A 24,745-nucleotide genomic window follows, 5' to 3' on the forward strand; every position below is an offset into this window, starting at 1 on the left:
CGTATGAAAACAAGGGAAACTCTCTCCACTTATTACGGAGAGAGTTTAATCCTTCTTAATTATACATTTTTGATATAAAAGTTTGCAAAACAGCCAAAGCTACCGTCCTATATTACTGAACGATACCACAGCAGTTTTTATATTTTTTACCGCTACCACATTTACATAAATCGTTGCGGCCCACTTGGTCACCTTTTACAACTGGCTTTTTCTTTGCTTCTTCGCCATCGCTAGAAGGATGAACAGCTTCACCTTGAACAACTTCTTGACGTTCTAAGTTTTGTTCAATTTCAGCTTTCATAATGTAACGAGAAATTTCCTCTTCAATAGAGGCAACCATTGACTCGAACATCGCGAATCCTTCCATTTGGTACTCACGAAGTGGATCGATTTGACCGTAAGCACGTAAATGAATACCTTCACGAAGGTGATCCATCGCATCAATATGCTCTGTCCATTTCGTATCTACAACGCGGAATACAACAACCTTCTCAAACTCACGCATTTGCTCTTCTGGCATAAGCTTTTCTTTTTCATTGTATCGCTCTATTAATTTCGCGATAATCGGTTCGCTCATTTCCTCAGGAGCAAGGCGACGTAATTCTTCTTCTTTTACATCTCCGTCTTGAAGAAGGTTTGTATTTAAGTAGTCAACAAGACCTTTAATGTTCCAATCTTCTTCAATTTCCTCTTGTGTATGAAGGGCAACAGCACGTTCTACTGTAGATTTCATCATACCTTCAATAATGCCGCGTAAGTTGTCAGACTCCATTACCTCTTGACGCTGTTTGTAAATAACTTCACGTTGTTGACGAAGTACATCATCATATTGCAGTAACTGCTTACGTGCATCATAGTTATTTCCTTCAACACGTTTTTGTGCAGATTCTACCGCACGAGAAACCATTTTACTTTCAATCGGCTGAGAATCATCCATACCAAGGCGGTCCATCATTGCTTTCATATTATCTGAACCAAATCGGCGCATTAATTCATCTTCCATCGATAAGTAGAACTGCGTAACACCAGGGTCCCCTTGACGACCAGCACGACCACGTAACTGATTATCAATACGACGACTTTCGTGACGCTCTGTACCGATAACTGCTAAACCAACGTTTTTCACATCGTCTCCAAGCTTAATATCTGTACCACGACCTGCCATGTTCGTCGCGATTGTTACAGCACCTTTCATACCAGCCTCTGCAATGATATCTGCTTCACGAGCATGGTTTTTCGCATTTAAGATGTTATGACGTACACCTTTACGCGTTAACATTTTTGAAATAAGCTCTGAAGTTTCAATTGCAACTGTACCTACAAGAACAGGTTGTCCTTTTTTATGACGATTTACAATATCCTCAACAACAGCATTGAACTTACCTTCCATTGATTTAAAGATTAAATCGGCACGATCATCACGAATAATCGGTTTGTTGGTCGGAATTACAATAACGTTCATATTGTAAATGTTACGGAATTCCTCTTCCTCTGTTTTCGCTGTACCAGTCATACCAGATAATTTTTCATACATACGGAAGTAGTTCTGGAATGTAATTGTTGCAAGCGTCATGCTTTCATTTTGAATTTCTACACCTTCTTTTGCTTCAATCGCTTGGTGTAATCCTTCGCTATAACGACGACCTTTCATAAGACGACCAGTGAATTGGTCTACAATTACGATTTCGCCTTCTTGTACAACATAATCTGTATCACGGTGCATAACAACGTGTGCACGAAGTCCCTGATTAATATGGTGAAGAAGTGCTACATGTTTTAAATCGAATAAGTTTTCAATATGGAAAGCTTTCTCTGCTTTCGTAATACCATCTTCTGTTAGCATTACATTTTTCGTTTTCACATCAAATGAATAATCTTTTTCATTTTCTAACGTACGAACAAATGCATTTGCAAACATGTATAGCTCTGTTGATTTTTGAGCTTGTCCTGAAATAATAAGCGGCGTACGTGCTTCATCGACTAAAATAGAATCGACTTCATCGATAATAGCAAAGTGAAGTGGACGTTGAACGCACTGCTCTTTATATAAAACCATGTTATCACGTAAGTAATCGAATCCAAGCTCATTATTTGTGCTATACGTAATATCAGCAGCATAAGCCTCTTGTTTCTCTTCCCGTGACATACTATTTAAGTTAATTCCTACCGTTAAGCCAAGGAACTCATGAAGTTGTCCCATTTCGCTCGCATCACGTTGTGCTAAATATTCATTGACTGTAACAACATGAACACCTTTTCCTGTTAAAGCATTTAAATATACAGGTAATGTAGATGTTAACGTTTTACCTTCACCCGTTTTCATCTCAGAAATATTCCCTTCATGTAAGGCAATACCACCCATTAACTGTACGCCATATGGACGCATTCCAAGAACACGAGTTGCCGCTTCGCGAACAACCGCGAAAGCTTCAGGTAGTAGATCATCTACTGTTTCACCTTTTGTTAGACGTTCTTTAAATTCAAGCGTCTTTCCTTTTAATTGTTCATCAGTTAGTGGCTTAATAGATGACTCTAATGCATCAATTTGCTCAACTGTTTTCTGCATACGTTTAATTTGGCGTTGATTTACATCAAACACCTTTTTTAAAATACCGATCATAGGAAATACGCTCCTCTTTTTATTAAAATAAAACTTCCGATTGTTTTTCTTTTTCTCTATTACAATCAGTCGTTATAAAAATCAAATGTATGTTATGCCAATTTTTCTCCTAATTAAAAAAACTAAAATGTATATACCTAATGATAATTGTAACACTTGTCTTATAACTATGACAACAATCGGCAAGATGTCGGGCCTTATATTCAAAAAAAGTTTTTATTTCATTTGTTACGTTCCTTTTCTCTGTCTCGCTATTTCAATTTCACGTTACAAATTTCGTATTCAATCTAAGTCATATTCTTTCAAGTTTCCTTTTAAAGAATATGACTACCAGAAATTCCTTAATAAAATCTAAATCAACAATTACAAAAAGCCGGAAACTTTGCAGGTGCAGCATCCATAGATACTTACACCTACAAAAAAACTCCGACTTTAAAAGATATTGTTATGTTGCAAGATCTACAAACACCATTAAAATATAGCTGTATCAATCATAAATTTTATTAATTTATCGGTATTTCTAATTCATGATATTTCCCTTTCTTATCCTTTATACAAGAAATGAATTTCACTTTAGTTGATTCATTTGAAAAGTTTTTATAATTTTTATAAGGGTCATCTCCTATAAAATAATTTGTCCCTATATACCCTCGTACTGTTTTACCAGCAGGTATTACAGGATCAAACTGATATTTTTTAGGTAATTCCATTGAATAAGGGATTAAATTATAAAACTCACCTATTTTAGAATAAAACATTGTATCGGAAATAGACTTATTACTAAGCAAGTTAATATCTCGATTTGTTGTATTTGTAATATCTAAAGGTAAAACATACGTCACTACTTCACGGTCTTCATAGGGATCATAAACTTTTGTAGGATCAAGAGGATTGAGTGCATGAAACGTAACTCCTTGCCCATCTTCAAAAGTTCTATTAGATAAAAACTCATCTTTTACCACTTTATAAGATTCATTATTAAGATTTAATGTTTTAAATCTTAATAGACTAGCAAATATACATAGCAACAGACATAATCCAATACTTATTAAGATATGTTTTCTCGTCACTCTTAATCTACCAACTTTCCATTATTAACATGTACAATACGATCTACCATTTCATTATCTAGAACATGCACATCATGACTGGCTACAACAATAGTCGTTCCCTTGGCTTTTTCTACTTTCAAAATATCTAAAACATCTTTTATCCCATCACTATCTAAAGCATTAGTTGGCTCGTCTAATAACAGTAATTTTGGTTGTTCCATTAAAGCTTGCGCTATCCCTAAACGTTGTTTCATACCTAAAGAGTATCTTTTATACTTTCTCTTATCTGTTTTATCAAGTCCAACCCTTTGAATAATATTATAAATCTCCTCATCGGAGATTTTATTGTTAATCGATGATAAAAATTTCAAATTCTGAAAACCAGTATACCCTGGAATAAAACTTGGATATTCAATCAATATTCCCATAGAATCAGGAAATTGCTTTTGTTTTCCAATTATTTCATTATCTATATAAACAACTCCAGAATTCAAGCGCATTAACCCTGATATAGCGCGTAAAATCATCGTTTTACCAGAGCCATTATGCCCCTTCAAAACTAAAAATTCGCCTTTTTTTACTGACAAACTAATATTATCTAACACAATATTTCCTTTTAATCTTTTCGTCATACATTCACATTTAATATAATTGTCCATAAATTATTCACCTATCACATCTAGTTTTTTAAAACAAAAACTACCTAATAAAATCATTACAACAACAATTACTACTCCTATTAAAAGTAAATCATTATATTGAATAGATTGATTATTACCTAAAGTCAATTGAATTGAACTGTGATCAACAAAATACCAACGATTTGGCATAACAAAAGAGCCTAAAAAATAAATACTATGAAAGAAAATAGACAAAAATAGGTACAACAACATTAGTACAAAAACAATAGTTATCGGTATATAAAAAGTTAAAAACTCAAAAATCAAAGCTAATAAAAAGCTTATAATTATTTGAATTAGCATAGTACCTAATATCTTATAAGGAAATTGACTATATAAATTCAAAAAATTATACTCGCCTAAAGAAAGCAAATAGTAAGCGCTAAACCAAATAAAATACATACCAATCCAAATAATAATTATATAAAAAAACAAAGATAATATTTTCGTTAACCACAGAAAATGCTTCTTCTTAACACGAGGAAATAAATAAACACCATTCTGTTGAATATCTGAAAAAGCAAAATTTCCTACAAGCAACAAAGGAGTGATTTGAAAGAATATCCAATAAAAAGGGATAGAAAATCGCCCCTCCTTATAAAAATAAGATAAATCCACAAAGTCTACTCCATGAAAAAATCGATAAAAGGTAACATCTACTAATACAGATTCTTTACCATTACTAAGAGGCTGATTGTATAAAAAAGCAATTGCAATAATAGCGTAAATTAAGAATAAAAAAACCATTATCTTGATGGAATCTCGAAACCTTACATATAAATCTCTTTTTAACAAATAATATAAGATCATAATGTAAACTAGACCACCTCTGTCTCATCATTCATAGAAATATAACTTTTTTTAGATAAAATCCATACACTTATAAAAAAGATAAAAAAACAGCCAAATAAGCGTATAAATAAACCAGTAGCATCTTCAAAGACATTTATATAAAAAGCATTTGTAAATAAAAATCCATGTAATATAAATCTATCTAATAAAACAGCAGTAATCATACATATTATTACAAGTAAACTAGGTAAAAATAATTGCAATAAAGCACTTATCATACATATAAAAACACTCGCAAATAATTGAATGCAAAATAATAATGGATAATTTACATCAACACTAGTTACAGCCATCATAGTTGACATCAAAAACAACTGTAAAATCATACTCCCAGCAAAAAAGTAAACAAAAACGAATAATTTTAAATAATATATAGAAACTAATTTCAATGCATTATTCACTCTGTAAACAACATAAATACTAAAAAAGTTCGACATAGAATATACAGAAAAAACAATTGTTAAAGGAATAAATATAGTCGACAAATTATACAACGACATAACCTTATACAAAGCTTCCAATTCGTTCATTTGCTCTTTTATAATTCCGGTTTCAAAATAATTGAACAAACAACCAATGATACTGACATTAAGTAAAAAGAGAATACTTAACCAAACATATTTCATCCTTATAGTTTCTTTCATAACATTATAAAAGAACATGCTTCCTACTCCCCCGTAAATAAAGAACTACAGAACAAAACCAAATACATAACAGTACACTAAGAAAAATTTGTAATTCAAAAAAGCCAAAATCTTTAATTAAATAATCTTTAGGATTGAGAATCCCTTTTCCAATACCAAGCCAAAAAATATGTAAAATAAATGGAACTAAATAAATAAAATAAACTCGTTTTATAAAAAACGAAACTGATAAAGCTAAACTCGAAAAAACCGCACCGTATAAACCATTTAAAAATACATACATTAGAAAATATAAAGTAGGGTACTTATAATAAACTATATGAAATTGAGCTGTTGGCGAAACAGTAGAAGCCATATAATTTAATATTGGATGCGGAGCAACTGTTGGATAAGTCATCACATATAAATAAAAATTAAATAGTAAAGGGACACTTATAATAAAAAAAGATACAATAAAATTAATAAAATAAAGCAGCTTAAAATAATAACATGTTCCCATCTTAGAAATAACAGGATAAATAAATCCATAATTTTTATCAATTCTATAAATCCCTGCTACAGCCATTGCGGAAAGCATAGGAAATATAAGTAAATAAAACTCACTATAAAACGATAATCTATTAAAATATAAAATATTAGATAAATATGGGGATACCTTTATAATCCCAGCATCGTTAAATCCTTTAGTTGTCACAAACATAGCAATATATTGAGCAATAACAATTACTAACATAATAAATAAAGACAACCAAAACATCCTACCTTTTAAAATCCTTCCTAAAAAGTAACTCATCTATAGCTCCTCCATAAACCATTAAATTTAAATCTTTTTTAATATGAACAATTGATCCGCAACACCATAACATTTCTTTTCTTTATTTAACCAAATGTAACGAAAAGAAACATTTGCTCTCTCTCCTTCAAATTTAGGAAACTCAACTTCATACTGATAAACATCATTTGTGCCTTTTCTTTTTACACTCTTAACTTCTTGTTTCCACTGAATTACTTCTCCATCAGTTTGTTCAATCCGTCCCAAGAGATACGTTGGTTTTTTCTTATTCGTAACACCCGTCAAAAAAACATAATAATTTTCTGGTATAACTCCTAATTTCAATTTTTTATTTGAAAGCTTATCCTCTATTAAACTATCATTTTTTTCTATTTGTCCTTGAAAGAAATCATCACCATTTTCACTTTCCAAAAACACTTGTTCAAAAATAGTATTTTTGTTAATTCCTTTTAATTCAATACTTTTCAAATTATCTTTTTCCGTTAAAGTATCTTCAATATGTACAATAGGTTCATCTACTTTCTTTTGACAAGAAACTAAGAAACTAGTACTCAATATAAAAAAACAAACTAAAATATTTTTTGAAATAAACCTCATTACAGCTCCTCCTATTTTAAAAATGAAATAACAGGAAAAGTCGTATAATCCGGATTTGAAACTATACGACTTTTTCTAGCACTATAAAATAAATAATTTCAATTTATAATTTCTAAATCAATATTCAATGTAAGGTCCACTAGGTCTTACACTATCAGGACTCCAAGCAGTAGGATAAGCATTATTTTCTCTAGAATAACCACCAAATCTCACAGGCACATTTTTCCCATGGTTTTCATATGCATAATTTTGAAAAAGATATGTTCTACCTGGTATCACTGTTCCTTCATGCTTACCTGAAACATTTACCCATTTTCTATCTTCTGCATTTTTATTTTTATCTGCTTCTGTCCAAACATTGAAAGAACCTCCGCCCTTCTCACTGCTCTTCACACGCATATACATAGAGGTAGGCGTCTCTTTAGGACGTGCATTAGTATAATCATATGGACTCCAAAGTCTAAAGGTAAAATTCACATGGTCATCCCTTGTACTAGCCTTAGCCGGTTCGGTTAAAGCGAAAGTACTAGCTAAAATACCTAACGATAAAACAGATCCAAACATAAAACGACTTTTTTTCTTAATGCTCACTAAAAGCACCTCCGATAATTTGTAGCATTATATTGATTGTATTTTTCCACTGAATGAATAAAATCAATATAATACAATATTATGGTAACAACACCTCAACACACCTTCAATGGATTTCAGAATATTTAATATTACTTTTACACTTGCGAACATTTCGTTAAATTTTTAAAAACAATACTATATCCCTAGCAAAGAATTACTTGTAAAGTTAGCTACATTCCTATGCTTGTTCCAAATAATAAAGAGTAACTCACCTCTCTAAGTTTCGAATTTTCTCCTGCTGTTTTGAGGAAATACCGCCTAAAAATCACTTCTTAATGAAATCGGCTACTTATAAAACTTTTTTAACCTTGCTGCGAAAAATACAAAAAAAGCGCAGCCATTTCGGCTGCGCTTTCGAATTATTATTTAGTTTCGATTAAACCGTATTTCCCATCTTTACGGCCATATACAACATTAGTTTCGTTTGTATCAGCATTTGTGAAGACGAAGAAATTATGTCCTAGCATATCCATTTGTAGGATTGCCTCTTCAACGTCCATCGGTTTTAAATCGAATCGTTTTGTACGTACAAGTTCTAATTCATCTTCTTCTACCTCATCCAAAACAGCTACTGCTTCTGGAAGGATAAAGTTCGTTTTCATAGAACCTTTCTCACGTAACTTACGATTGACTTTTGTTTTATGTTTACGAATTTGTCGCTCAATTTTATCAACTACTAAATCGATAGCAGCGTACATATCGCTATTAGTTTCTTCTGCACGAAGTAATAAATCAGTAAATGGTATTGTTACTTCGACACGTTGCTTGTCAGAGTATACTTTTAAATTAACTTTAATCTCTGGGAATGTATCAAAATAACGCTCTAACTTACTTAGTTTTTTCTCTACATATTCCTTTAATGCTGGAGTTACTTCAATATTTTCACCACGAATGTTGAATTTCATAGATGAATTCCTCCTTTCAAGCCTATGTATTATAATTTCGACATTGGCTTAAAAACTCCTTCTAACTTTTTTAAAAAAATTAGTGGAATTGCGATTTTTTTATCGTTTTTTGTTGAAATGAAAAGATGCATCGTTTCTATCTTTATTTTATCCTATTAACATCGTGAATAACGAATATTTCTGTGGACAATTCGTTACAGAAAAGAAACAACTTTTTGACAACTTATCCTATAACAAAAACCCCTTGCGAAAAACAAGAGGTTCTACTATATATAACGTTGCCACAAATGCAGCTTTCTCTTCCAAAAACAATATACCCTACAGTTTCACAACATTAGCTGCTTGTGGTCCACGTGCTCCATCTACAATGTCAAACTCTACTTGTTGCCCTTCTTCTAATGACTTATATCCATCTTGTTGAATAGCAGAAAAATGGACAAATACATCGTCACCATCTTCACGCTCAATAAACCCAAATCCCTTTTCTGCATTGAACCATTTCACTCTTCCTTGCATGTTCATTCCATTCCCTTCACTCTAAAAATCAGGGCATTCGCCCCATATTTTGACTATAACGAATGACAACATATGAAGTCAAAGAAGACTTATCGCCTTTTTATTATCCCTTTCGACACTTCCATATTAACTTCTACAAAGTGTCAAACTAGATACTTCCCTTGCCCCTCTTTCATATAACAAACTTCCGATTTGCCTAACTGTAATCCCTGTCGTATACACGTCATCAACGAGTAAAATATGTTGCCCAGAAAACATCTCTTCTCCCTGAAAATAAAAAGGATTGCTTCCTGACACCCTTTCTTTACGTGTCTTCTTACTTTGCTTTTCTGTTTCCCTTCTTCTTAATGATGGATAAGAAATTTTGACAGGCAAACAAGTTGCTAATAACTCAGCTTGATTAAAACCACGTTCAATTTCCCTTTCCTTACTAAGCGGAACAGCGATAACGGTTGAAACATTGGCAAAATACTTTTGAAATAAACTTCGAAAAGGACGATAAAAAATGTGCACTAACTCTGCATCCCCCCGAAACTTAAACTGTGCTACTATTTCTTTCATCTCATCATCATACATATATAACGAACGGTTTTTAAAAGAACGATACTTCTCCTCTTTCGTCCACCTTATACAATCTATACAAATACCGTCTTCTTGAAATGAGGCAGGAACAAATTCTAAAGGTCGCCCGCACTCCATGCAAATTTCTCCTATAATATAGGAAAGTTTCTGCTCACATCTATCACATATATATTTTCTATGACACTTTACAAAAAAAGTGTACCAACTAATCTTTTCTACAAAACACTCATCACAAAGTAAACAATGCATTAATCGATCAATCCTTGTTCTTTCGCATTTTTATTCATACCTTGAATATGTTTTTTCGCGCGCACCATCGCCTCTGTCTTGCCATAGTGAAAATAAATGACCTCTCCATACGGTGCTTCAAAGCTCCGCCCTGCTCGGCCCGCAATTTGTACGAGCGCACTTTCTGAAAATATTTCTTCTTCCGCCCCTAAAACTGCGACTTGCAAATTTTTCACCGTTACGCCTCGCTCTAAAATTGTCGTTGTAACTAATAATGGGATTTCTCCCTTTCTGAAAGCCGCTACTTTTTCTTTTCTCTCCGGATCTTCTGCATGTACACCTTCAATTCGATTGTTTAATGGTTTTAACAACAAGCTTATTTCTTCTATATATCGCACATGGGGGACGAATAAAAAAATAGGGAATTTTTTATTTAAGTATGTTTGTAACCACTGTAGTAAAACTCGAGGAATTCTTTTATGAATGAGGTTTTTTTTCCAATTCCCGCACCAACAAAATAAAGGAACTGGCAAAGGATGACGATGATATCGTCCAGAAACAATAACACCTTTTTGTTTACCTTGTTTAAGTTTTCGCTTCCATGTTTCATCTGGAGTCGCAGTTAAATAAATACGCGCCGCTTTTTCTTTCATCGCTTGTTTTACCGCGTACTGTAACATTTGATCTGCACAATATGGAAAAGCATCTATCTCATCTACAACCATGACATGAAACGCCCTATAATAACGTAATAATTGATGCGTAGTCGCAACGACTAGTACTGCATCTTTTTCTTTATCCACACTCCCTCCATATAAAGCCGCTACCTGTATATATGGAAATACTTCTTGCAATCTCGGTGCTAATTCCAGAACAACATCCGTTCTCGGCGTTGCGATACAAACTCTTTCTCCTTTTTGAAGCGCTTCGTTAATTCCGTAAAACAACATCTCTGTTTTCCCAGCCCCGCAAGTAGCTAGTCTTGAATACCGAAAAAATTCGAGACAAAACAAAAGAGCACAGCCTGTATATAAAGTGCTACCAACACTCTATATACCGTCCACCTGATTGCGCCAGGTAAACACTTGCTATACTCTCATGAATTATTTTACATCATGCAGGGTTTATTCAGCAACGTTTACCAAATTGGTGACGTTGCTTTTTTGTTTCCACAAAGGAGACATATAGTATGGAAAGAAAACGTATCGATGTTATCGCAACTAAAGAATCCTTCCACAACTTATCATCACTCAAAGATGTAGAAGAACTAAACAAAACTATACGTACATACAGAGATAATATCCGTATGTCTATTAAGCGTACGGATGTACAATCTAAACTCATTACATTACTTGAAATTTTAAAACGCCACAGCTGCAAATATGTAGGCGTTAGTTTCCTATGCAAAAATTCAATTGCTGACATAATGGAAGTTTCATATAAAACTGTACAACGTTTAATGAAGAAACTTGTGGATCTAGAGATGATTAAACAAGTAGCAATGAAACGTAAAAAAGATATGCTTCAAACTTCTAATGCTATTATCATTCAACCAATTGTGGAAGAAGTGTCCAACAAGGTAGATGCAAAAAGTCCTACAAAGTGTCCTACCATTAAAACAAAACCTGTTTCCTTAAAACAAAATATAAAAGATATAAACAAACGTAATAGTAATGAGAATAGCAATACTCCAGAAAAGAATATTGAACAAGCTGATTTCGTTGCTCACTGGGTACCAGAACGTTTTGTTTCTTTAGTTAGCTCTTTTTACAGTGAATCTAAAACAATTCAAGAACTGTGGAAGGTCGTAAGACAGTGCAATAAAATCATTAACCACACAACAGGTAATAAAGCATTTGATAATGACCAGGAGCTTACTATTGGCCTAAAAGCTATTAAAGAGTTTGTTATGAAAATTAAATCCGGAGTAAAAATGAAGAAAGGTAAATTCGCTTATTTCAACGGGATTGTAAATAAATTAATGGACAAGTTCTATTTCGATAAGGAATTTATGGGGATGTAATATTTACAGTTGTTGCATGAAATTGGTATGATTTAGGTATTATTTCAAGGAGGTTTTTTCATGAGTTATGATACAGTCGCATCCTTACAACGTATGCAACAATTACAACAATCTGAAGCCGCTGCTGGGGATAGATTAATTTTAAAAAGAGCTGATTCCAAAGCAGAACTTATAATCACTGTCTCTGCAATAGTATTAATTCCTTTCACATTAGGAATATCCCTTGTATTATTCGCAATTTGGTTCTTAATAAAAGAACTTACAGCTAAAACATATTTAGTAAAAAATGTAGCTACCGGTGAGAAGTTTAGAGTCGACCGGAATGACTTTAAACAATATAAAAAGGACTTTAAAACCAAAGAAAAAGAAGTCAAGAAAATCTCAGACTTATAAAGTGTGAGAATGAGAGGACGTTAATCTTATGAAAGTTATTCGTTCAATCTTTAACGCATTTCGTTTATTGAGTAAAATCATAAACCCTATATTAAAAGCATTATCTAAAAGTAAATTCTAGCTACATAACAACAAAAAAGCCGACTCATAAGAGAGTTGGCTTTCAAATTATTCATATGGTCGATATTTTTCTCTTAATTGCCCTAATTCTTCAGCCAGTTTTTCCACATCTTCACGAAAGTACAACGAAACCCTATCAACTACTTTAATAGGAACAATTCGCCCTTGTTTTACAAGTACATGTAATCTTTGGGTTGTGACACCTAATAAATTTACGGTCTCATTCGCTGTTAAAACTACTTGGTTAACTAACTTTTCTATTTCTTCACGACTTATTTTATAGTCCATACTCATTTTTCTTCCCTGCCTTTTTTCCATAAAGAAATTAAATTAATAACAAGCGCTATAGCTAAAATTATTGTGGAAGCAATTCCTAGGTAGTCACTTACTTCAGGCTTCTTATAGTTTGTTACTGTAACCACTAATACTAAAAATAATGCTAATACCAAAGTATTTCGATCTAACTTCATTTTTACATGGATTGGATTTTGTTTAATTTTGTAATCATGTTATAATCTTTTTTAGGAGTGGGGGAATTTCTTCCCCCGTTGTATTACTTGCGTCTAGTCTTGCGGGCTAGACGTTTTTCTATTTCTTCTTCCTTTTTCTTCTCCTTTCTATCTTTCATATCGTTTAGGTTTTTCTTTGCTGTTATGATTCCTACCCCCATGCCTACTATGTAAGCTAGATTCTTAAGAACCTTTTCTGTTAAGTCCCAATCCATGTTTCTCACCTCCCTTACATATATAATTATACCATAGCTGTTTATTCAAATCAACAGTTAGTAGTTAAATAATTGCTATAAACTAAAAAAAAGCCGTCATAATGACGGCTCTTACTTTAATCTTCAAACTTCACATATTCGCCTGAAACCCATTGGTCTCCACCCACATTATACCAACCATCTCTATATCCCCACGACTGATACTGTTCTCCTTGGTACACATTTTTTACAATGCCATAATTAGTTCCTGGACCTCTACGAACACGCAATACATCTGCTGTAATAGTAACTATTCCTACGCCATTATTGACGGATTGCAAACTTATCGGTGTGCTTTCTCCAGTAAAACGAATGTATGATGAATCATTATAAATCCACTGATCGCCACCAAGGTTTAGCCATCCATTTGATTGTCCCCATACTTCGTAGGACTCACCTTTACTTAATTGACGAATAACCCCGTATCCAGTACCTGGACCTTTACGCAGGTTAATGCCATTCCCCTCAATATACGCAATACCTGTCCCGTTAGTTGACGGTGGAATAAGCGTAGGAGTTACTTTACTACCTCCATTGTATGCATTTTGGACTCTCTCGATAAAGCTATCCCAACGTCCTTCTGCCAACATACGATGAGGACAGTACTTCCCACTCCATGATTGATGTGTACGGACTTTATTAATTGGAATATCGTACTGTTTCATTAGTTGAGCTACAACCATAGCTGCATTGTCTTCCGCTTTATAATATCTATCTCCACCACTTAAAGAGTAGCAAATTTCAACTCCAATAGATTTGCGATTACCATTCCCGTTACCGTCGCCAGTATGCCAGGCGTTACGCTCTAAAGGGATTCCTTGTACTGCTTCTTTATCATCTACCGCGATATGAAACGACACTTGGTTGTCATTACGAATCATATAAGATACTTCATTTTCTGCTGTAGCATCGTTGTAAGTATTGTGGACTGTAATGAATTCCGGATTCATTGTGTAAGGACACTTTATACCATATTTACTTGGGTCAACTAGTTTTTTTCTAATTTCCATTATTGAACATCTCCCTTTTTCTCTTCTTGTTTTTGTTTACCACCTAAAATTTCGACTGCATTTGTTAAAGCTGAAGGCAAAGGTATTCCCATACGCCCTGCATTTTCTAAAAGTGAAAGCAACTCATTTCCGATAAAGAAAAAGATTGTTGCTTCACGAAGAGCACTATTTGAACCCACAATTGCATCAGCTTGAGTAGCTGCTGCAACTAAAAGAAAAAGCACCACCTTTTTGGCGATGCCTTTGAAACCAATTTTACTTTTCAATTCCCCATTAAATCCTGCTGCAATTACTCCCGTTATATAGTCGATTGCTGCCATGATTACTAGAACTTTCAATGTTGTATCCCACCCTCCTAAAAAGTAACCACAGAAGCCACCGAAAGTGGCAATAAAAGCCTTTAACAATACATCAATACGATCCATCTTTTCATCTCCTTTTTTAGCAATAAAAAAAGACCAGCTATCGCTGCTCCTGCTCTGTTTGTGTGTTATTTTCAGTTGGTAATGGTCCTTGTGGAGGATATTCACCTGTAAGTTTAAAATAATCATTTGCACAAATGCGCCTTTTAGCAACTCCTAAATCTAATTCATATAGTCTGGAACCACGACCACATAACTCACATTTTGTTAACACTCTAAAACAAATAGCTCCTCCGTCATCCATTTGCCTCCATACCTCAACTTTACTAGTATCATTGGCAATACCAGCATTGTCTAACATGTCAGCGGGTATTTGAACAAAAACTCCATTTTCTGTTCGTTTTATGTCTACTATTCTTCCCATATAAGGAAGAGTTGCTCCTTCTTGAAAAGGCATCATATAGTTAATATCGTTCATTTATATCTTTCCTTTCTATCCCAATGCATTGAATTTCCAACCATTTGGGCTATTCACGTAAAAGCCTGGGCCAAGATTACCATCTGCAAAACGAATATGTCCCCACTGTTGAAATGCATTCCCACCAAGACTTACACCTTGCAATGCTCGGATGTTAGTGTAAAACTTAACCTCTTTGTTCGTGCTTATATCCAATGTGTATCCATCAGGCGCTATACCTATGTTGGTATTCGCATCTCCTATTGCAATCTTATTAAATGGCTGAAGACCGTCTGCTCTTTCTGCTGCTGCTCTATCCCAGTCATACATAGATGCATATTTGCCACTCACTAAAGTAACACCTGACACGCAAACTGCTGTGCCTTGTCCAATGTTTGCATCAGCAGACTCTACTTTTATAACAACGGCGTGTTCCTGCGGTTTGTAGCTAGCTGGGATTGTAAAAGTAAACGACCTACGCTGAATGTCGCCATAGTATGTGCTAGGTGCATCAAATGAAAGTTTTGATTCATACCATATATCATAATGAACATTATCTCTATACGTTACATAACAAATGTGCAACTGTGGTTTAGCAGTTACTCTCTTTCCATTAATCATAGCGCATCGAAAATGTGCTGATAGTGTATAAATATTGCCTGGATGTATTCCGTTTTTAACGGTTGTTTCAGGATAGTTATACATATCTACTCGTGCTGCATTCACCATTTGTTCATAATTAAACAAGGCTGTATTTTTTTCTATAACTACGTTGCCATTCGCTCTCCACGGAAGACCATATCCACCATCAAAACCCCAATAATCAGGGTTCCCGATGTCTTTCTTTATAGCACTTGAAAAATCATGGTCGCTAATTAGATTGCGTTTAGACATAACTGTTGTTTTCATTCCTCTTTCGTCTTCGTAGAGGAAATCTAACATTTTAATTGATACACCATTTTTATCAATGGTAATTTTATCACCACGAACAGATATAAAATTGGTATCAATCCCTTCAGCCGTAAGCCACTTTACAATTGTCGCTGCATTAATAGCAAGCTTCGCAACATCAATCGTAATTTGCTCTGCCGTTTGATTGATAGAAGAAATAATATCGCCTTTTTTTACGGTACTAAGAATATTTTTCTCAGTGACTTGAACACGTCCTTCTAGCTCTTTTACATATGCATCTTTAGCATACCTACCATCAGATTGAGTTTGTGTATATACTTCTGATTTTGAAGCCTTTAAATCTAATCCTTGCTCATTAATAGTTAAACGATTATCGATTTGCGTTACCTTTTGGTTGTAGTCCGAAGTATTGACTTTATTGGAAACGTCGCTGATCAATTGTTCTTGATTCGTATAATCAAAAGGTGAAGGGTAAAAATCAGTTGACGCAATTTTCCCCGCTTGTAACGTAGGTTGCGAGATCATCAACGTTCCATTTCTTACAACATGGAAACGGAAAAACATCGAAACTGCGTTATCTGGTGCTTTGTATTCATCCGTTTGGAATTTCTTCCATGTATTGATAGGAAGGTTTGCATCTGTAATAGACGAATAAGCCGTTCCAATTCGAGTGCCCGCTTTATCAAAGAACTGAATTTCATACGATGCACCGCGATCCATTGCCGTTGTTCTGTACGCCCACGCGCTAGCTACGTAATAATTACCACCTACACATGGGTATCTATCTGTATACGCTCCACGCCATGAATCCACAGTTAAACCAGATTGTACAGTTTTTAAAACGCCGTATCCTTTGTAATTTAAAGTTGGATCATGTGAAACACTTGCATGAAATCCCCAATACTTCACGCTAGACAGAACCGCGTTTTTGATAATGTTCTCTCTTCCTGCTGCCGAAACATACCCCTGCGCTTCGTCTTTAGAAACGGTTAAAGTGATTTGATTCTTCAGTACGTTAATTTCGCTCGTATGCGTTGTGATTGTTTGTCCTTGTTGTGTTAACGTGTTGCCTTGTGCAGTATTCACTTTTTCAACTTCAGTTACACGCGCCGTAATACCAGTAGATGTAGTTTCTAACACCCCTACACGACTTTTGACGCCTGTTAAACCAGACTCCGTATTTTCCACACGTTGAGTAATTCCATCCACTGTTTGGATAATCTCGGACGTTTTCTTGACGAACTCGGTATTTAATGTGAGATCATCGGCATTTCGATTCCAGTCGGACGCAATCTCTCCTTCTTCGATTTGAACTTTCTTAAATCTGAAAATCTTTCCGTTTGATGCTGCATTTTTCGGAAAACGTAACCTGAAGAATAAACCCGTAATGCCCGCAGTAGTTCGGAATCTGACTTCATATCTTCTCCAATTCGAAACACAAGCAAATGTTTTTGTATTAACTTCTGTTAACGTCCCATTCGATAGATATTCAAACAATACGAAATTCATATCGGTTGAATCCGTGTCGGCTTCGAATGATAGAACGTAATTTGTATCAGCTTTAAAACCGTACATTTCCGTTTTAGCGCTTGTTATATCCGTGAACTGATAGAAAGAGTCGGTGTAATCGTTACATACCATGTGAATATAATCGCCCACGTTTGTAACGGTTGCTTTATTCGTGAAATGTTTCGCTGCTCCTTTATGTTTTACAAACTCGTTGTTACCCGATGAATTTAACAATAAGTTAGTACCGCCAGACAATTGACGATCCATCGGCGACGGCGACCATTCGAGCGGTAAGTTTCCACGGTTTAACATGAAGTTCGAAACTTCGATATCACCGTTTCGACGTAACCATATTACGATTTGCGGGTTTTTAAATGATTTCGTAACTGTAAATGTGTGTGTGACTTTTCGCCATTGTTGAACCGCCGTTCTAGTAACATACAGATTCGATACGAAAGGCTTGTTAGAATCCGTTGTATCCTGTAATTCTACTGCAAATTGATCATCATTAAGATTTGCTGCTGCTGAATTCCATTTAATGAAGAATGAAATAGAAATCTGCTCGCCTACTTGACCGCTTTTCGGGATTAGATCGATCAATTGTTGTTTAACCCCGATATATTGATCAGTAGCAGCGCCCGCATTTGCGATTTTTAAAACTGATCCTAAATCAGGATTTTGCGGAACAGTTATTTTTGCTTTAGCGGTTGAATTATTGTAGTCCCAATCCATAAGACCGCGATCAAAACTTGAATTTCGAATAACGTTACCGCCCCCCGATGTGAACGCATCTTTTGATGATGGTTTGTAACTAGAAACAATATTTCCTTCTTCCAGTTGATAAGCTGCATATTCGAACCTAGTTGCTCCAATTTCCGTAGCCGTGTTGATCGGTTCGAAACGTAAACGATCATCGGACGTACTGATCCATTTGAAAGTATGTGTTACTCGTTGCCATGCAGCGCCCACGTTTGCAACTGTTTTCCCATTGTCCGTAGCTGATCCGCAGTAGAACTTCACATCGACTTTCTTGTCACTATTTGGGCTAACTACTCGCATATACATGCTGAATGTGTAGTCCGTTTGTAACTTCTGTACACCTTGATCTCGTAAATATGCAGTTAAATATTCAAGCCCGCTCCATGCTTCAGTTGACGACCAAACACTCGTATCGAGATATTTTTCAGCAGTTTTTGTATTGCCTGTTATTGCCCAGAAAGGCGTTTCATTATCCTTTGATCTGATCAGCAAGTTTTCAACGCCGAATTTCATCCCGTTAACTTTGCCCGTCACTTCTGAAACGCTCGTACTGATTTTGCCGACTTCGACTTTTAACTCACTTGCTTCCTTCTTCACGTTGACCATATCGCCCTCTAAACCTGCGACTTTTCCGTTTGTCGTGTTTAGTTTACCGTCAACCGTAGTAACTTTTCCGTCGACTGTTGATAATTCCGTTTTAGTTGCGCTTAGTGTGATATCTTTCGCGTTTTGGTTAATTTGCGTTTGTTGGTTCTCAAATTTCTGTAAAACACCCTGCTGATCCGTTGTATATTTACTATTAGAAACCTTACCATTTAAAGCCGTGTCAACGTCTGTTTTTGTGTAGGTGTCCGCTTTGTTTGCTTTACCTTCCATTTGCTGATTAAGCCAGTTAATATCGACTAAATCCTCCATATCGCCTTTGATCTTGTCTAACTCGCCATTAACCCACGTTTGCACATCTTGTTCAAGTTGTTTGGTATCTGGAACGATTGCTTCCCATGTTGTGCCATTCCACTTTTTCAAAATTCCTGGCTTTCCTTTTGAGATATCCAGCCACAATGATTTCCCTGCAACTAGTCCCGTTGTCGGTGCATTAGTGCTTTCTATTATGACTGTTTGCCAGGTTGCAGAATCCTTATTGATTTGATCAGCTAACGCCTTTGCATATTCTGCATCCTCTTTCGCTTTTTGTGCTGCTCTATCGGCTAGATTAGCGTCAATTATTGCTTGTGCTGCGTCTGCTTCAGCTTTTTCAGCGATTAATTTCAATTGATCAACATAATCTTGTGTTGCTTTTCCGCCTAGTTGCGATACCAATTGTTTATAATAACGACGCCATTCTTCAGACTGATCAACAAGTTCACGATAGTCTCCAAACACATATTTATCTTGTGAAGGATCAGTAAATGATTCATCACCAGCGATTGCCCGTGCTTCTAAATAAAGTTTCGGTGTAAATCCTGTATCTTTTATTCGGATTGTATCCCCCTCATTAATCAGCTCATGAGCTAGTCCAAATACACGACCAATACTTTGTGCATTTACTTCATAAGAAACAGATGTATTAACGCGTTTCTTTATCTCTGTTTTCATAAGAGTCATTAAACGTTGTGGTGTTATATCTTGCTCTGTCTCCGGTGTATAGAATCCGAATTTATGTTGTCCTCGTTCATTCCATCGCTGAAATGCATCATTGTCTACAAGATAAGGAACCCCATTATTAATACTAGAGATGGTTATAAAGTCTCCACCTTCTTTTTTTACGAACCCTAATAGGGCTGTACAGATGTTTTGGGAATTCTCAATTCGTTTGATACCCATCAAATCTTTACCAAGAGTTACTTCTTTGCCTGTATCACGTCCTCGCTTTTTCACCATATCTACATAACGACCAACAATTTGAGATCCTACAACTTCCGCGCGATATTGAATTTCTAAATCGAATAAGGAAGCAATGTCTTTTAAAAATTTCAGTGGATTTATGAATTCATCAATCGTCATAGTGTGGAAGCCAGCGTATTCTGTTTTCCCCCTTTTCCACTTCGTACCCACAAGAGCTATATCGATAAACTCATTGACTGTTTTCCCTACAAGCTTCTGTGGATTGATAACGCCAGCTTTCGCGAGTTGAATCCATTCACCAGATGCATAAGCAATGACTGATCTATCATCTGAATCTTTTTCAGCTTCAGTAATTACATATGGAACAATGCGACCATCACGAACTTCTTTTAAAACTAAATTTTGTTGCATGAGTGTAGCTGCATGATCTGTATTATCAAATACTTTAAACTCTAAAGTATCAATGTTATTTTTTATCTCCCAATGTCGCTTATCGTCCCAATAATCTTTTGGTTGTATATTGGAAACGATTTGACTCGTTTTAAAATCAACAACATGTAAGATTCCACTTGGTGTCCTCATCTAAATCGCTCCCTATACGTTACTTTGGCTGTTCCGACAGTTGAAGGCATGATTTCTAGCTTATTCGAACCTTTATGAATAACAGGATAGTCACTAAATATATCTTTTAGATTAATAGCACTTTTACCATTTATCGTTACAAGACTTCGCTCAGTATCAATAACTACTTTGTCACCAACATCAAAGATATAAGGAGGATTATTTTGAGTATTCATGTTAACCTTCCAAATTTTCAAATCGTCAATAGACATTTCCGAACAAAACATGTTATTAGAGAATTGAGAAATACTGATTTGTACTTGAGTAACTTTATTCATATTGACGTTATTTTCATCGAACCATACAACAAACCTTTCAGCATCATCAATTTCCGTACCTAAAATAAATTTAGAAATATACGCTTCCCATCTGTTTCCAGTTCTAGCAAGCCATAAACGACCTCTAAAATTTGTCCAAGTGTCTGGGTGATCTCCATGTTCATTAATAAATACCTGTCCACCTGGTTTTTTACTATTACCAACAGAAGCGAATCCGCTGTTTTGCTCGGCTTCCCATTGAACATCGCTCATCGATATACGAGCTACATAATCGCTATTTTCATCAAGAAGACCTATTTCCACACGTCCCATTTGATCCCAATGATGACTATTAATACGTACATAGGCTTGCATGATGAAATCCTGTAAAGGTCCTTGTGGAATATTCTTTTTGGCTATGCAACCATGCCATCCTTTTACTGTAGGTTCACCTAGATATTCAGCCATAAAACGATATCCATCTGATTTAAACTTTCCTCCACCAGTCATATCTTCTGTTTTAGGAACATCTGTCCATCCTATGGTTGTCCCCATTTCGTCCCATAACACACGTTGATTTCTTTCCACTGGAACCTGGTCTGCTTTCAATGGGTATCCAATGCGAAAATAATCCGTTCCATTCCATACATCAAGAAATGTGGAAGGCTTCGTCACTTCAACCTCTATAATTGGATTGGATTCTACACTTCCTTTATTTTGCACATTTGCTATTAACCCACGTCCATCCATTTCAAATTCTACCGTTTTAGTAGGCCCTAACTTATATGGCATCGGACAAACAAAATTCAAAGTACCTTTACCTAAAGTAACAAAATCCTCAGGATCAAAATCTTCATCAATAACCGCCAGGTATGTCCTATCAGGTGTTACATCAAAGACTAATTCAACAGGTTTTTCTGTAATTAACCACTCTGCTATTTCTTCTTTTAATGTTTCTAGGTCAGATCCATCAGGAACAATAATTCCGACCGGAACAGGTAAAACTCGCATTTCAGTTTCTGTCGTTAATAATCTTGCACCTGGATAACCTGGAACACTTAGAAATTTCCGTTTTAACGGCGCCCACGCTGGTCTTTTCCACCCCTTTTCTATTTGAATAAAATCTTTGCGTATGTTGTTAAATGTAAAAGAACTCATACTGTCACCCCATTTCTTTATAAAATAAAAGAAACCCAAACCTAAAAGTCTGAGTTTCTTTTCGCTTCTCTTTCTTGATATTCGGTTGTATAGCGATAAGTACCGCGTGCCACGTCTCTTCCTTCTAAATTAACAGGTACTTCAATAACTAAATCTCCACCAAGCATTGGAATGACTCCACCGCCAGATGATCCTGAAGAATAATTAATCACTTGATTCGCAACACTAGCTGCCATAGCTTGTCTACTATTTGACATATTTCCATACACACCACTCATAACACTCTTTAACCCTGATAATTGACTCATTGAACTAGCCATCATTCGGCTCATATCACTCATTAGTTGATTCATAGTTCCAGTGATCCCGAGGGATCTTTCTTTTGAAGATAACGGCGTAACTGTAATTGAATTTCCTCTTTTAGTAAACAGTTCGGGGCCTTTTTCTCCAGTAATAAATGAACCATCTCCTACAGGCTTTCCGCCTTTAGCAAGCATCGGTACATGTGGAATAGTCGGCGCGCTAACTCCTGGTATATTGTTTAGTAATTCCGCTGGTGTATTAAAGCCATCTATAAATTTATTTATGATACGAATAATTCCATTGATAGCTGTACGAATACCACTTTTAATACCATCCCATACGCCTAATACTGCTGATTTCATGCCTTCAAATGCTCCACTAACCGCATTTGTTACCCAACGAACAGGAGTCATAATGGCTTCTTTTAATCCATTCCAGACAGAAGATGCGGTTGACTTGATACCTTCCCAAATGTTTGAAAGTGTAGATTTAATGCCATTCCAAATACTACTGCTTGTGCTACTAATCATGTTCCAAACTGTTGAAATGGCTTCTTTGATGCTATTGAATACAGAGCTTGCTGTGGAAACAATTGCGTTCCATAAGCTAGATAGATAGCTTTTAATCGTGTTCCATACTGCACTTGTTGTGGAACTAATTGTGTTCCATGTATTCACAATCCAATCTTTTATTGAAGTGAATATCGGCGTTACAAAAGCTACTAACCCGTTCCAGCATGATTGTAAGAAATTCTTAACAGCATTCCATACAGACATTGTTGCTGAACTGATTGTATCCCAAACGGTTGTAACTGTATTTTTAATCCACTCAAATACAGTTGTTGCAATTGAAACTATTCCATTCCAACAAGTTGTTAAGAAATTTGTAAGTGCATCCCACACCGCTGTAGCTTTTTCTTTAATAGATTCCCATACCGAAGCTAAAAACTCTCGTATAGACTCGAAAATTGGAGTGGCGAAATATAAAATAGCCGTCCAAATTGCTTGTAAGTATTGAGTAATAAAATCCCATACAGTTTGAATCACTGTGGAAATACCGTTCCAAATCATAGAGAAGAAATCAGCAATTCCTTGTAAAATTGGCGTGATAAAAGCTACTAATCCATTCCAGGTCTCTTGGAAGAACTCACTAATTGACGTCCACACTTCGGAAGTGGTTTGGCTAATACTATTCCAAACTTCTGATAGTGTTTCAACTACTCCATCCCAAATTCCAGTCAAATACTCCACAACGGAATTCCAGGTTTCTGTAGTAGTTTCAACGATAGAACTCCATATTTCAGATAAAGACTCAACTATCCCATTCCATAACTCCATTAAGTATTCTTTAATCGAGTTCCAAACTTCCGATGTAGATTCACTAATACTATTCCAGGTTTCACTTGCCCATTGTACAATCCCATCCCATATTCCTACTAAGAATTCTCCAATTGCATTCCAGGCATCAATGGTCCATTGTTTGATAGAATCCCAATTCTCATAAATAAGGACACCCAATGCAACTACAGCGGCTACAACCACGGCGATTAATGCTACCCATCCCATCATTGCAGCCCCTATACTCGATATAACGACGACTATAGGCATTAAAGCCATAAATGCTCCCGAAATCACACCAATAGCAATTGCAATCGCTGTTAACGTTGCTGCTAATTCAGGATTATTAGAAATCCATTCAGCGAATTTAGAGACAAGATCTGCTATAACTTCAAGAACAGGCTGAAGAGCAACTTGTAAATCTTGCATTGCTTGTTGAAATTTAACCGCTGGAGATGCATCTATTTTAGAAGTAGCGCCATGTAAATCCTCTACTCCTTTTTTTAAATCAACTTGTTTGCCTTCTGCTTTCAAAATGGTGTCGATGATTTTCTTTCCTTGGTCTTCCCAAAGAGTACCGAACATCTTCGTGCCAAGTGCATTTCTGTCTGTTGCATTTTCAACGCCAGCTAAAGCCTTGGTTGCTTCAAGCATAGCTTTTTGTCCATTTTCACCACCGCCAGCAATTGCCTGACCCCATTTTTCAAACTGATCCGCCGAAATCTTCGTTTTATCTAAAACCTCTTGCATAGATTTATCTACACCCGCACCAAATTCGGCCATTTTGATACGACCTTCTTTTACACCCGATATG

General features: G+C 35.5%; 21 protein-coding genes and 1 pseudogene. 2 read left to right on the forward strand and 20 right to left on the reverse strand.

The genetic code is table 11. The features are described 5' to 3' along the window. Positions 1 to 112: 112 nt before the first annotated feature. From secA to comFA, 12 genes and pseudogenes are all read right to left on the reverse strand, one after another. On the reverse strand, positions 113 to 2,620 hold the full coding sequence (gene secA, locus MKY21_RS25885; protein ID WP_000579387.1) for a preprotein translocase subunit SecA: 2,508 nt from the start codon (positions 2,618 to 2,620) through the stop codon (positions 113 to 115). 503 nt (positions 2,621 to 3,123) lie between these two features. Then, on the reverse strand, positions 3,124 to 3,651 hold the full coding sequence (locus MKY21_RS25890; RefSeq protein WP_033668381.1) for a hypothetical protein: 528 nt from the start codon (positions 3,649 to 3,651) through the stop codon (positions 3,124 to 3,126). A 41-nt stretch (positions 3,652 to 3,692) separates the two neighbouring features. Further along, a complete protein-coding gene (locus MKY21_RS25895) occupies positions 3,693 to 4,331 on the reverse strand; it encodes an ATP-binding cassette domain-containing protein (RefSeq protein ID WP_000371027.1) in 639 nt (212 codons plus the stop codon). Between the two features lie 3 nt (positions 4,332 to 4,334). Further along, positions 4,335 to 5,099 (reverse strand): hypothetical protein, encoded by a 765-nt coding sequence (locus MKY21_RS25900; protein ID WP_033667451.1) that lies wholly within the window; start codon positions 5,097 to 5,099, stop codon positions 4,335 to 4,337. Positions 5,100 to 5,170: 71 nt separating this feature from the next. Beyond that, a complete protein-coding gene (locus MKY21_RS25905) occupies positions 5,171 to 5,866 on the reverse strand; it encodes a hypothetical protein (RefSeq protein WP_000466507.1) in 696 nt (231 codons plus the stop codon). Beyond that, the gene (locus tag MKY21_RS25910) at positions 5,853 to 6,641 is read right to left on the reverse strand and encodes a hypothetical protein (protein ID WP_000120044.1); all 789 of its coding nucleotides are present in this window, start codon (positions 6,639 to 6,641) and stop codon (positions 5,853 to 5,855) included. The genes MKY21_RS25905 and MKY21_RS25910 overlap by 14 nt, the downstream gene beginning before the upstream one ends. A gap of 27 nt (positions 6,642 to 6,668) precedes the next feature. Then, positions 6,669 to 7,238, reverse strand: a complete 570-nt coding sequence (locus MKY21_RS25915; RefSeq protein ID WP_341077661.1) for a hypothetical protein — start codon at positions 7,236 to 7,238, stop codon at positions 6,669 to 6,671. Between the two features lie 117 nt (positions 7,239 to 7,355). Next, on the reverse strand, positions 7,356 to 7,829 hold the full coding sequence (locus MKY21_RS25920; protein WP_000023377.1) for a hypothetical protein: 474 nt from the start codon (positions 7,827 to 7,829) through the stop codon (positions 7,356 to 7,358). Positions 7,830 to 8,233: 404 nt separating this feature from the next. Continuing rightward, positions 8,234 to 8,776: a ribosome hibernation-promoting factor, HPF/YfiA family gene (gene hpf, locus MKY21_RS25925; protein WP_000671186.1), complete on the reverse strand. Its 543-nt coding sequence runs from the start codon at positions 8,774 to 8,776 to the stop codon at positions 8,234 to 8,236. A gap of 318 nt (positions 8,777 to 9,094) precedes the next feature. Continuing rightward, positions 9,095 to 9,292, reverse strand: coding sequence for a cold shock protein CspC (gene cspC / locus MKY21_RS25930; protein ID WP_001990088.1), 198 nt, complete (start codon positions 9,290 to 9,292; stop codon positions 9,095 to 9,097). Between the two features lie 126 nt (positions 9,293 to 9,418). After that, on the reverse strand, positions 9,419 to 10,123 hold the full coding sequence (locus MKY21_RS25935; RefSeq protein ID WP_033683590.1) for a ComF family protein: 705 nt from the start codon (positions 10,121 to 10,123) through the stop codon (positions 9,419 to 9,421). Next, positions 10,123 to 11,079: pseudogene (comFA, locus tag MKY21_RS25940) on the reverse strand (ATP-dependent helicase ComFA); the annotation flags it as partial. The pseudogene comFA and the gene MKY21_RS25935, both read right to left, overlap by 1 nt. Before the next feature lie 212 nt (positions 11,080 to 11,291). Between comFA and MKY21_RS25945 the strand changes: the two are divergent. Together MKY21_RS25945 and MKY21_RS25950 are read left to right on the forward strand one after the other, a co-directional pair. Further along, positions 11,292 to 12,125, forward strand: a complete 834-nt coding sequence (locus MKY21_RS25945; RefSeq protein WP_341077665.1) for a helix-turn-helix domain-containing protein — start codon at positions 11,292 to 11,294, stop codon at positions 12,123 to 12,125. A gap of 60 nt (positions 12,126 to 12,185) precedes the next feature. Then, a complete protein-coding gene (locus tag MKY21_RS25950; RefSeq protein WP_341077667.1) occupies positions 12,186 to 12,518 on the forward strand; it encodes a hypothetical protein in 333 nt (110 codons plus the stop codon). A gap of 168 nt (positions 12,519 to 12,686) precedes the next feature. On the opposite strand, the gene MKY21_RS25955 is transcribed toward MKY21_RS25950, so the two are convergent. The 8 genes from MKY21_RS25955 to MKY21_RS25990 form a co-directional block, all read right to left on the reverse strand. Next, complete coding sequence (locus MKY21_RS25955) at positions 12,687 to 12,926, reverse strand: helix-turn-helix domain-containing protein (RefSeq protein ID WP_033690498.1); 240 nt, start codon at positions 12,924 to 12,926, stop codon at positions 12,687 to 12,689. A 265-nt stretch (positions 12,927 to 13,191) separates the two neighbouring features. Further along, positions 13,192 to 13,362, reverse strand: a complete 171-nt coding sequence (locus MKY21_RS25960; RefSeq protein WP_061186062.1) for a hypothetical protein — start codon at positions 13,360 to 13,362, stop codon at positions 13,192 to 13,194. Between the two features lie 116 nt (positions 13,363 to 13,478). Next, positions 13,479 to 14,411: an N-acetylmuramoyl-L-alanine amidase gene (locus MKY21_RS25965; RefSeq protein ID WP_341077669.1), complete on the reverse strand. Its 933-nt coding sequence runs from the start codon at positions 14,409 to 14,411 to the stop codon at positions 13,479 to 13,481. After that, positions 14,411 to 14,836 (reverse strand): phage holin family protein, encoded by a 426-nt coding sequence (locus MKY21_RS25970; protein WP_060851555.1) that lies wholly within the window; start codon positions 14,834 to 14,836, stop codon positions 14,411 to 14,413. The genes MKY21_RS25965 and MKY21_RS25970 overlap by 1 nt, the downstream gene beginning before the upstream one ends. A gap of 37 nt (positions 14,837 to 14,873) precedes the next feature. Beyond that, the gene (locus tag MKY21_RS25975; RefSeq protein WP_341077672.1) at positions 14,874 to 15,251 is read right to left on the reverse strand and encodes a hypothetical protein; all 378 of its coding nucleotides are present in this window, start codon (positions 15,249 to 15,251) and stop codon (positions 14,874 to 14,876) included. A gap of 15 nt (positions 15,252 to 15,266) precedes the next feature. After that, the gene (locus tag MKY21_RS25980) at positions 15,267 to 20,837 is read right to left on the reverse strand and encodes a phage tail spike protein (protein ID WP_341077674.1); all 5,571 of its coding nucleotides are present in this window, start codon (positions 20,835 to 20,837) and stop codon (positions 15,267 to 15,269) included. Beyond that, a complete protein-coding gene (locus MKY21_RS25985) occupies positions 20,834 to 22,291 on the reverse strand; it encodes a distal tail protein Dit (protein ID WP_341077675.1) in 1,458 nt (485 codons plus the stop codon). Before MKY21_RS25985 ends, MKY21_RS25980 begins: the two co-directional genes overlap by 4 nt. Before the next feature lie 41 nt (positions 22,292 to 22,332). Further along, positions 22,333 to 24,714, reverse strand: a complete 2,382-nt coding sequence (locus MKY21_RS25990; protein ID WP_341077961.1) for a phage tail protein — start codon at positions 24,712 to 24,714, stop codon at positions 22,333 to 22,335. Positions 24,715 to 24,745: the final 31 nt, after the last annotated feature.

The organism is Bacillus sp. FSL R9-9497 (assembly GCF_038005805.1).
Taxonomy (GTDB): domain Bacteria; phylum Bacillota; class Bacilli; order Bacillales; family Bacillaceae_G; genus Bacillus_A; species Bacillus_A cereus.

Excerpts from the sequence above, each read along its gene's own strand:
- secA (WP_000579387.1), bottom strand. The coding sequence starts at position 2,620 with ATGATCGGTATTTTAAAAAAGGTGTTTGATGTAAATCAACGCCAAATT.
- MKY21_RS25895 (WP_000371027.1), bottom strand. The coding sequence starts at position 4,331 with ATGGACAATTATATTAAATGTGAATGTATGACGAAAAGATTAAAAGGA.
- MKY21_RS25900 (WP_033667451.1), bottom strand. The coding sequence starts at position 5,099 with ATGGTTTTTTTATTCTTAATTTACGCTATTATTGCAATTGCTTTTTTA.
- MKY21_RS25905 (WP_000466507.1), bottom strand. The coding sequence starts at position 5,866 with ATGTTCTTTTATAATGTTATGAAAGAAACTATAAGGATGAAATATGTT.
- MKY21_RS25910 (WP_000120044.1), bottom strand. The coding sequence starts at position 6,641 with ATGAGTTACTTTTTAGGAAGGATTTTAAAAGGTAGGATGTTTTGGTTG.
- MKY21_RS25915 (WP_341077661.1), bottom strand. The coding sequence starts at position 7,238 with ATGAGGTTTATTTCAAAAAATATTTTAGTTTGTTTTTTTATATTGAGT.
- hpf (WP_000671186.1), bottom strand. The coding sequence starts at position 8,776 with ATGAAATTCAACATTCGTGGTGAAAATATTGAAGTAACTCCAGCATTA.
- cspC (WP_001990088.1), bottom strand. The coding sequence starts at position 9,292 with ATGCAAGGAAGAGTGAAATGGTTCAATGCAGAAAAGGGATTTGGGTTT.
- MKY21_RS25935 (WP_033683590.1), bottom strand. The coding sequence starts at position 10,123 with ATGCATTGTTTACTTTGTGATGAGTGTTTTGTAGAAAAGATTAGTTGG.
- MKY21_RS25945 (WP_341077665.1), top strand. The coding sequence starts at position 11,292 with ATGGAAAGAAAACGTATCGATGTTATCGCAACTAAAGAATCCTTCCAC.
- MKY21_RS25950 (WP_341077667.1), top strand. The coding sequence starts at position 12,186 with ATGAGTTATGATACAGTCGCATCCTTACAACGTATGCAACAATTACAA.
- MKY21_RS25955 (WP_033690498.1), bottom strand. The coding sequence starts at position 12,926 with ATGGACTATAAAATAAGTCGTGAAGAAATAGAAAAGTTAGTTAACCAA.
- MKY21_RS25960 (WP_061186062.1), bottom strand. The coding sequence starts at position 13,362 with ATGGATTGGGACTTAACAGAAAAGGTTCTTAAGAATCTAGCTTACATA.
- MKY21_RS25965 (WP_341077669.1), bottom strand. The coding sequence starts at position 14,411 with ATGGAAATTAGAAAAAAACTAGTTGACCCAAGTAAATATGGTATAAAG.
- MKY21_RS25970 (WP_060851555.1), bottom strand. The coding sequence starts at position 14,836 with ATGGATCGTATTGATGTATTGTTAAAGGCTTTTATTGCCACTTTCGGT.
- MKY21_RS25975 (WP_341077672.1), bottom strand. The coding sequence starts at position 15,251 with ATGAACGATATTAACTATATGATGCCTTTTCAAGAAGGAGCAACTCTT.
- MKY21_RS25980 (WP_341077674.1), bottom strand. The coding sequence starts at position 20,837 with ATGAGGACACCAAGTGGAATCTTACATGTTGTTGATTTTAAAACGAGT.
- MKY21_RS25985 (WP_341077675.1), bottom strand. The coding sequence starts at position 22,291 with ATGAGTTCTTTTACATTTAACAACATACGCAAAGATTTTATTCAAATA.
- MKY21_RS25990 (WP_341077961.1), bottom strand. The coding sequence starts at position 24,714 with ATGGCCGAATTTGGTGCGGGTGTAGATAAATCTATGCAAGAGGTTTTA.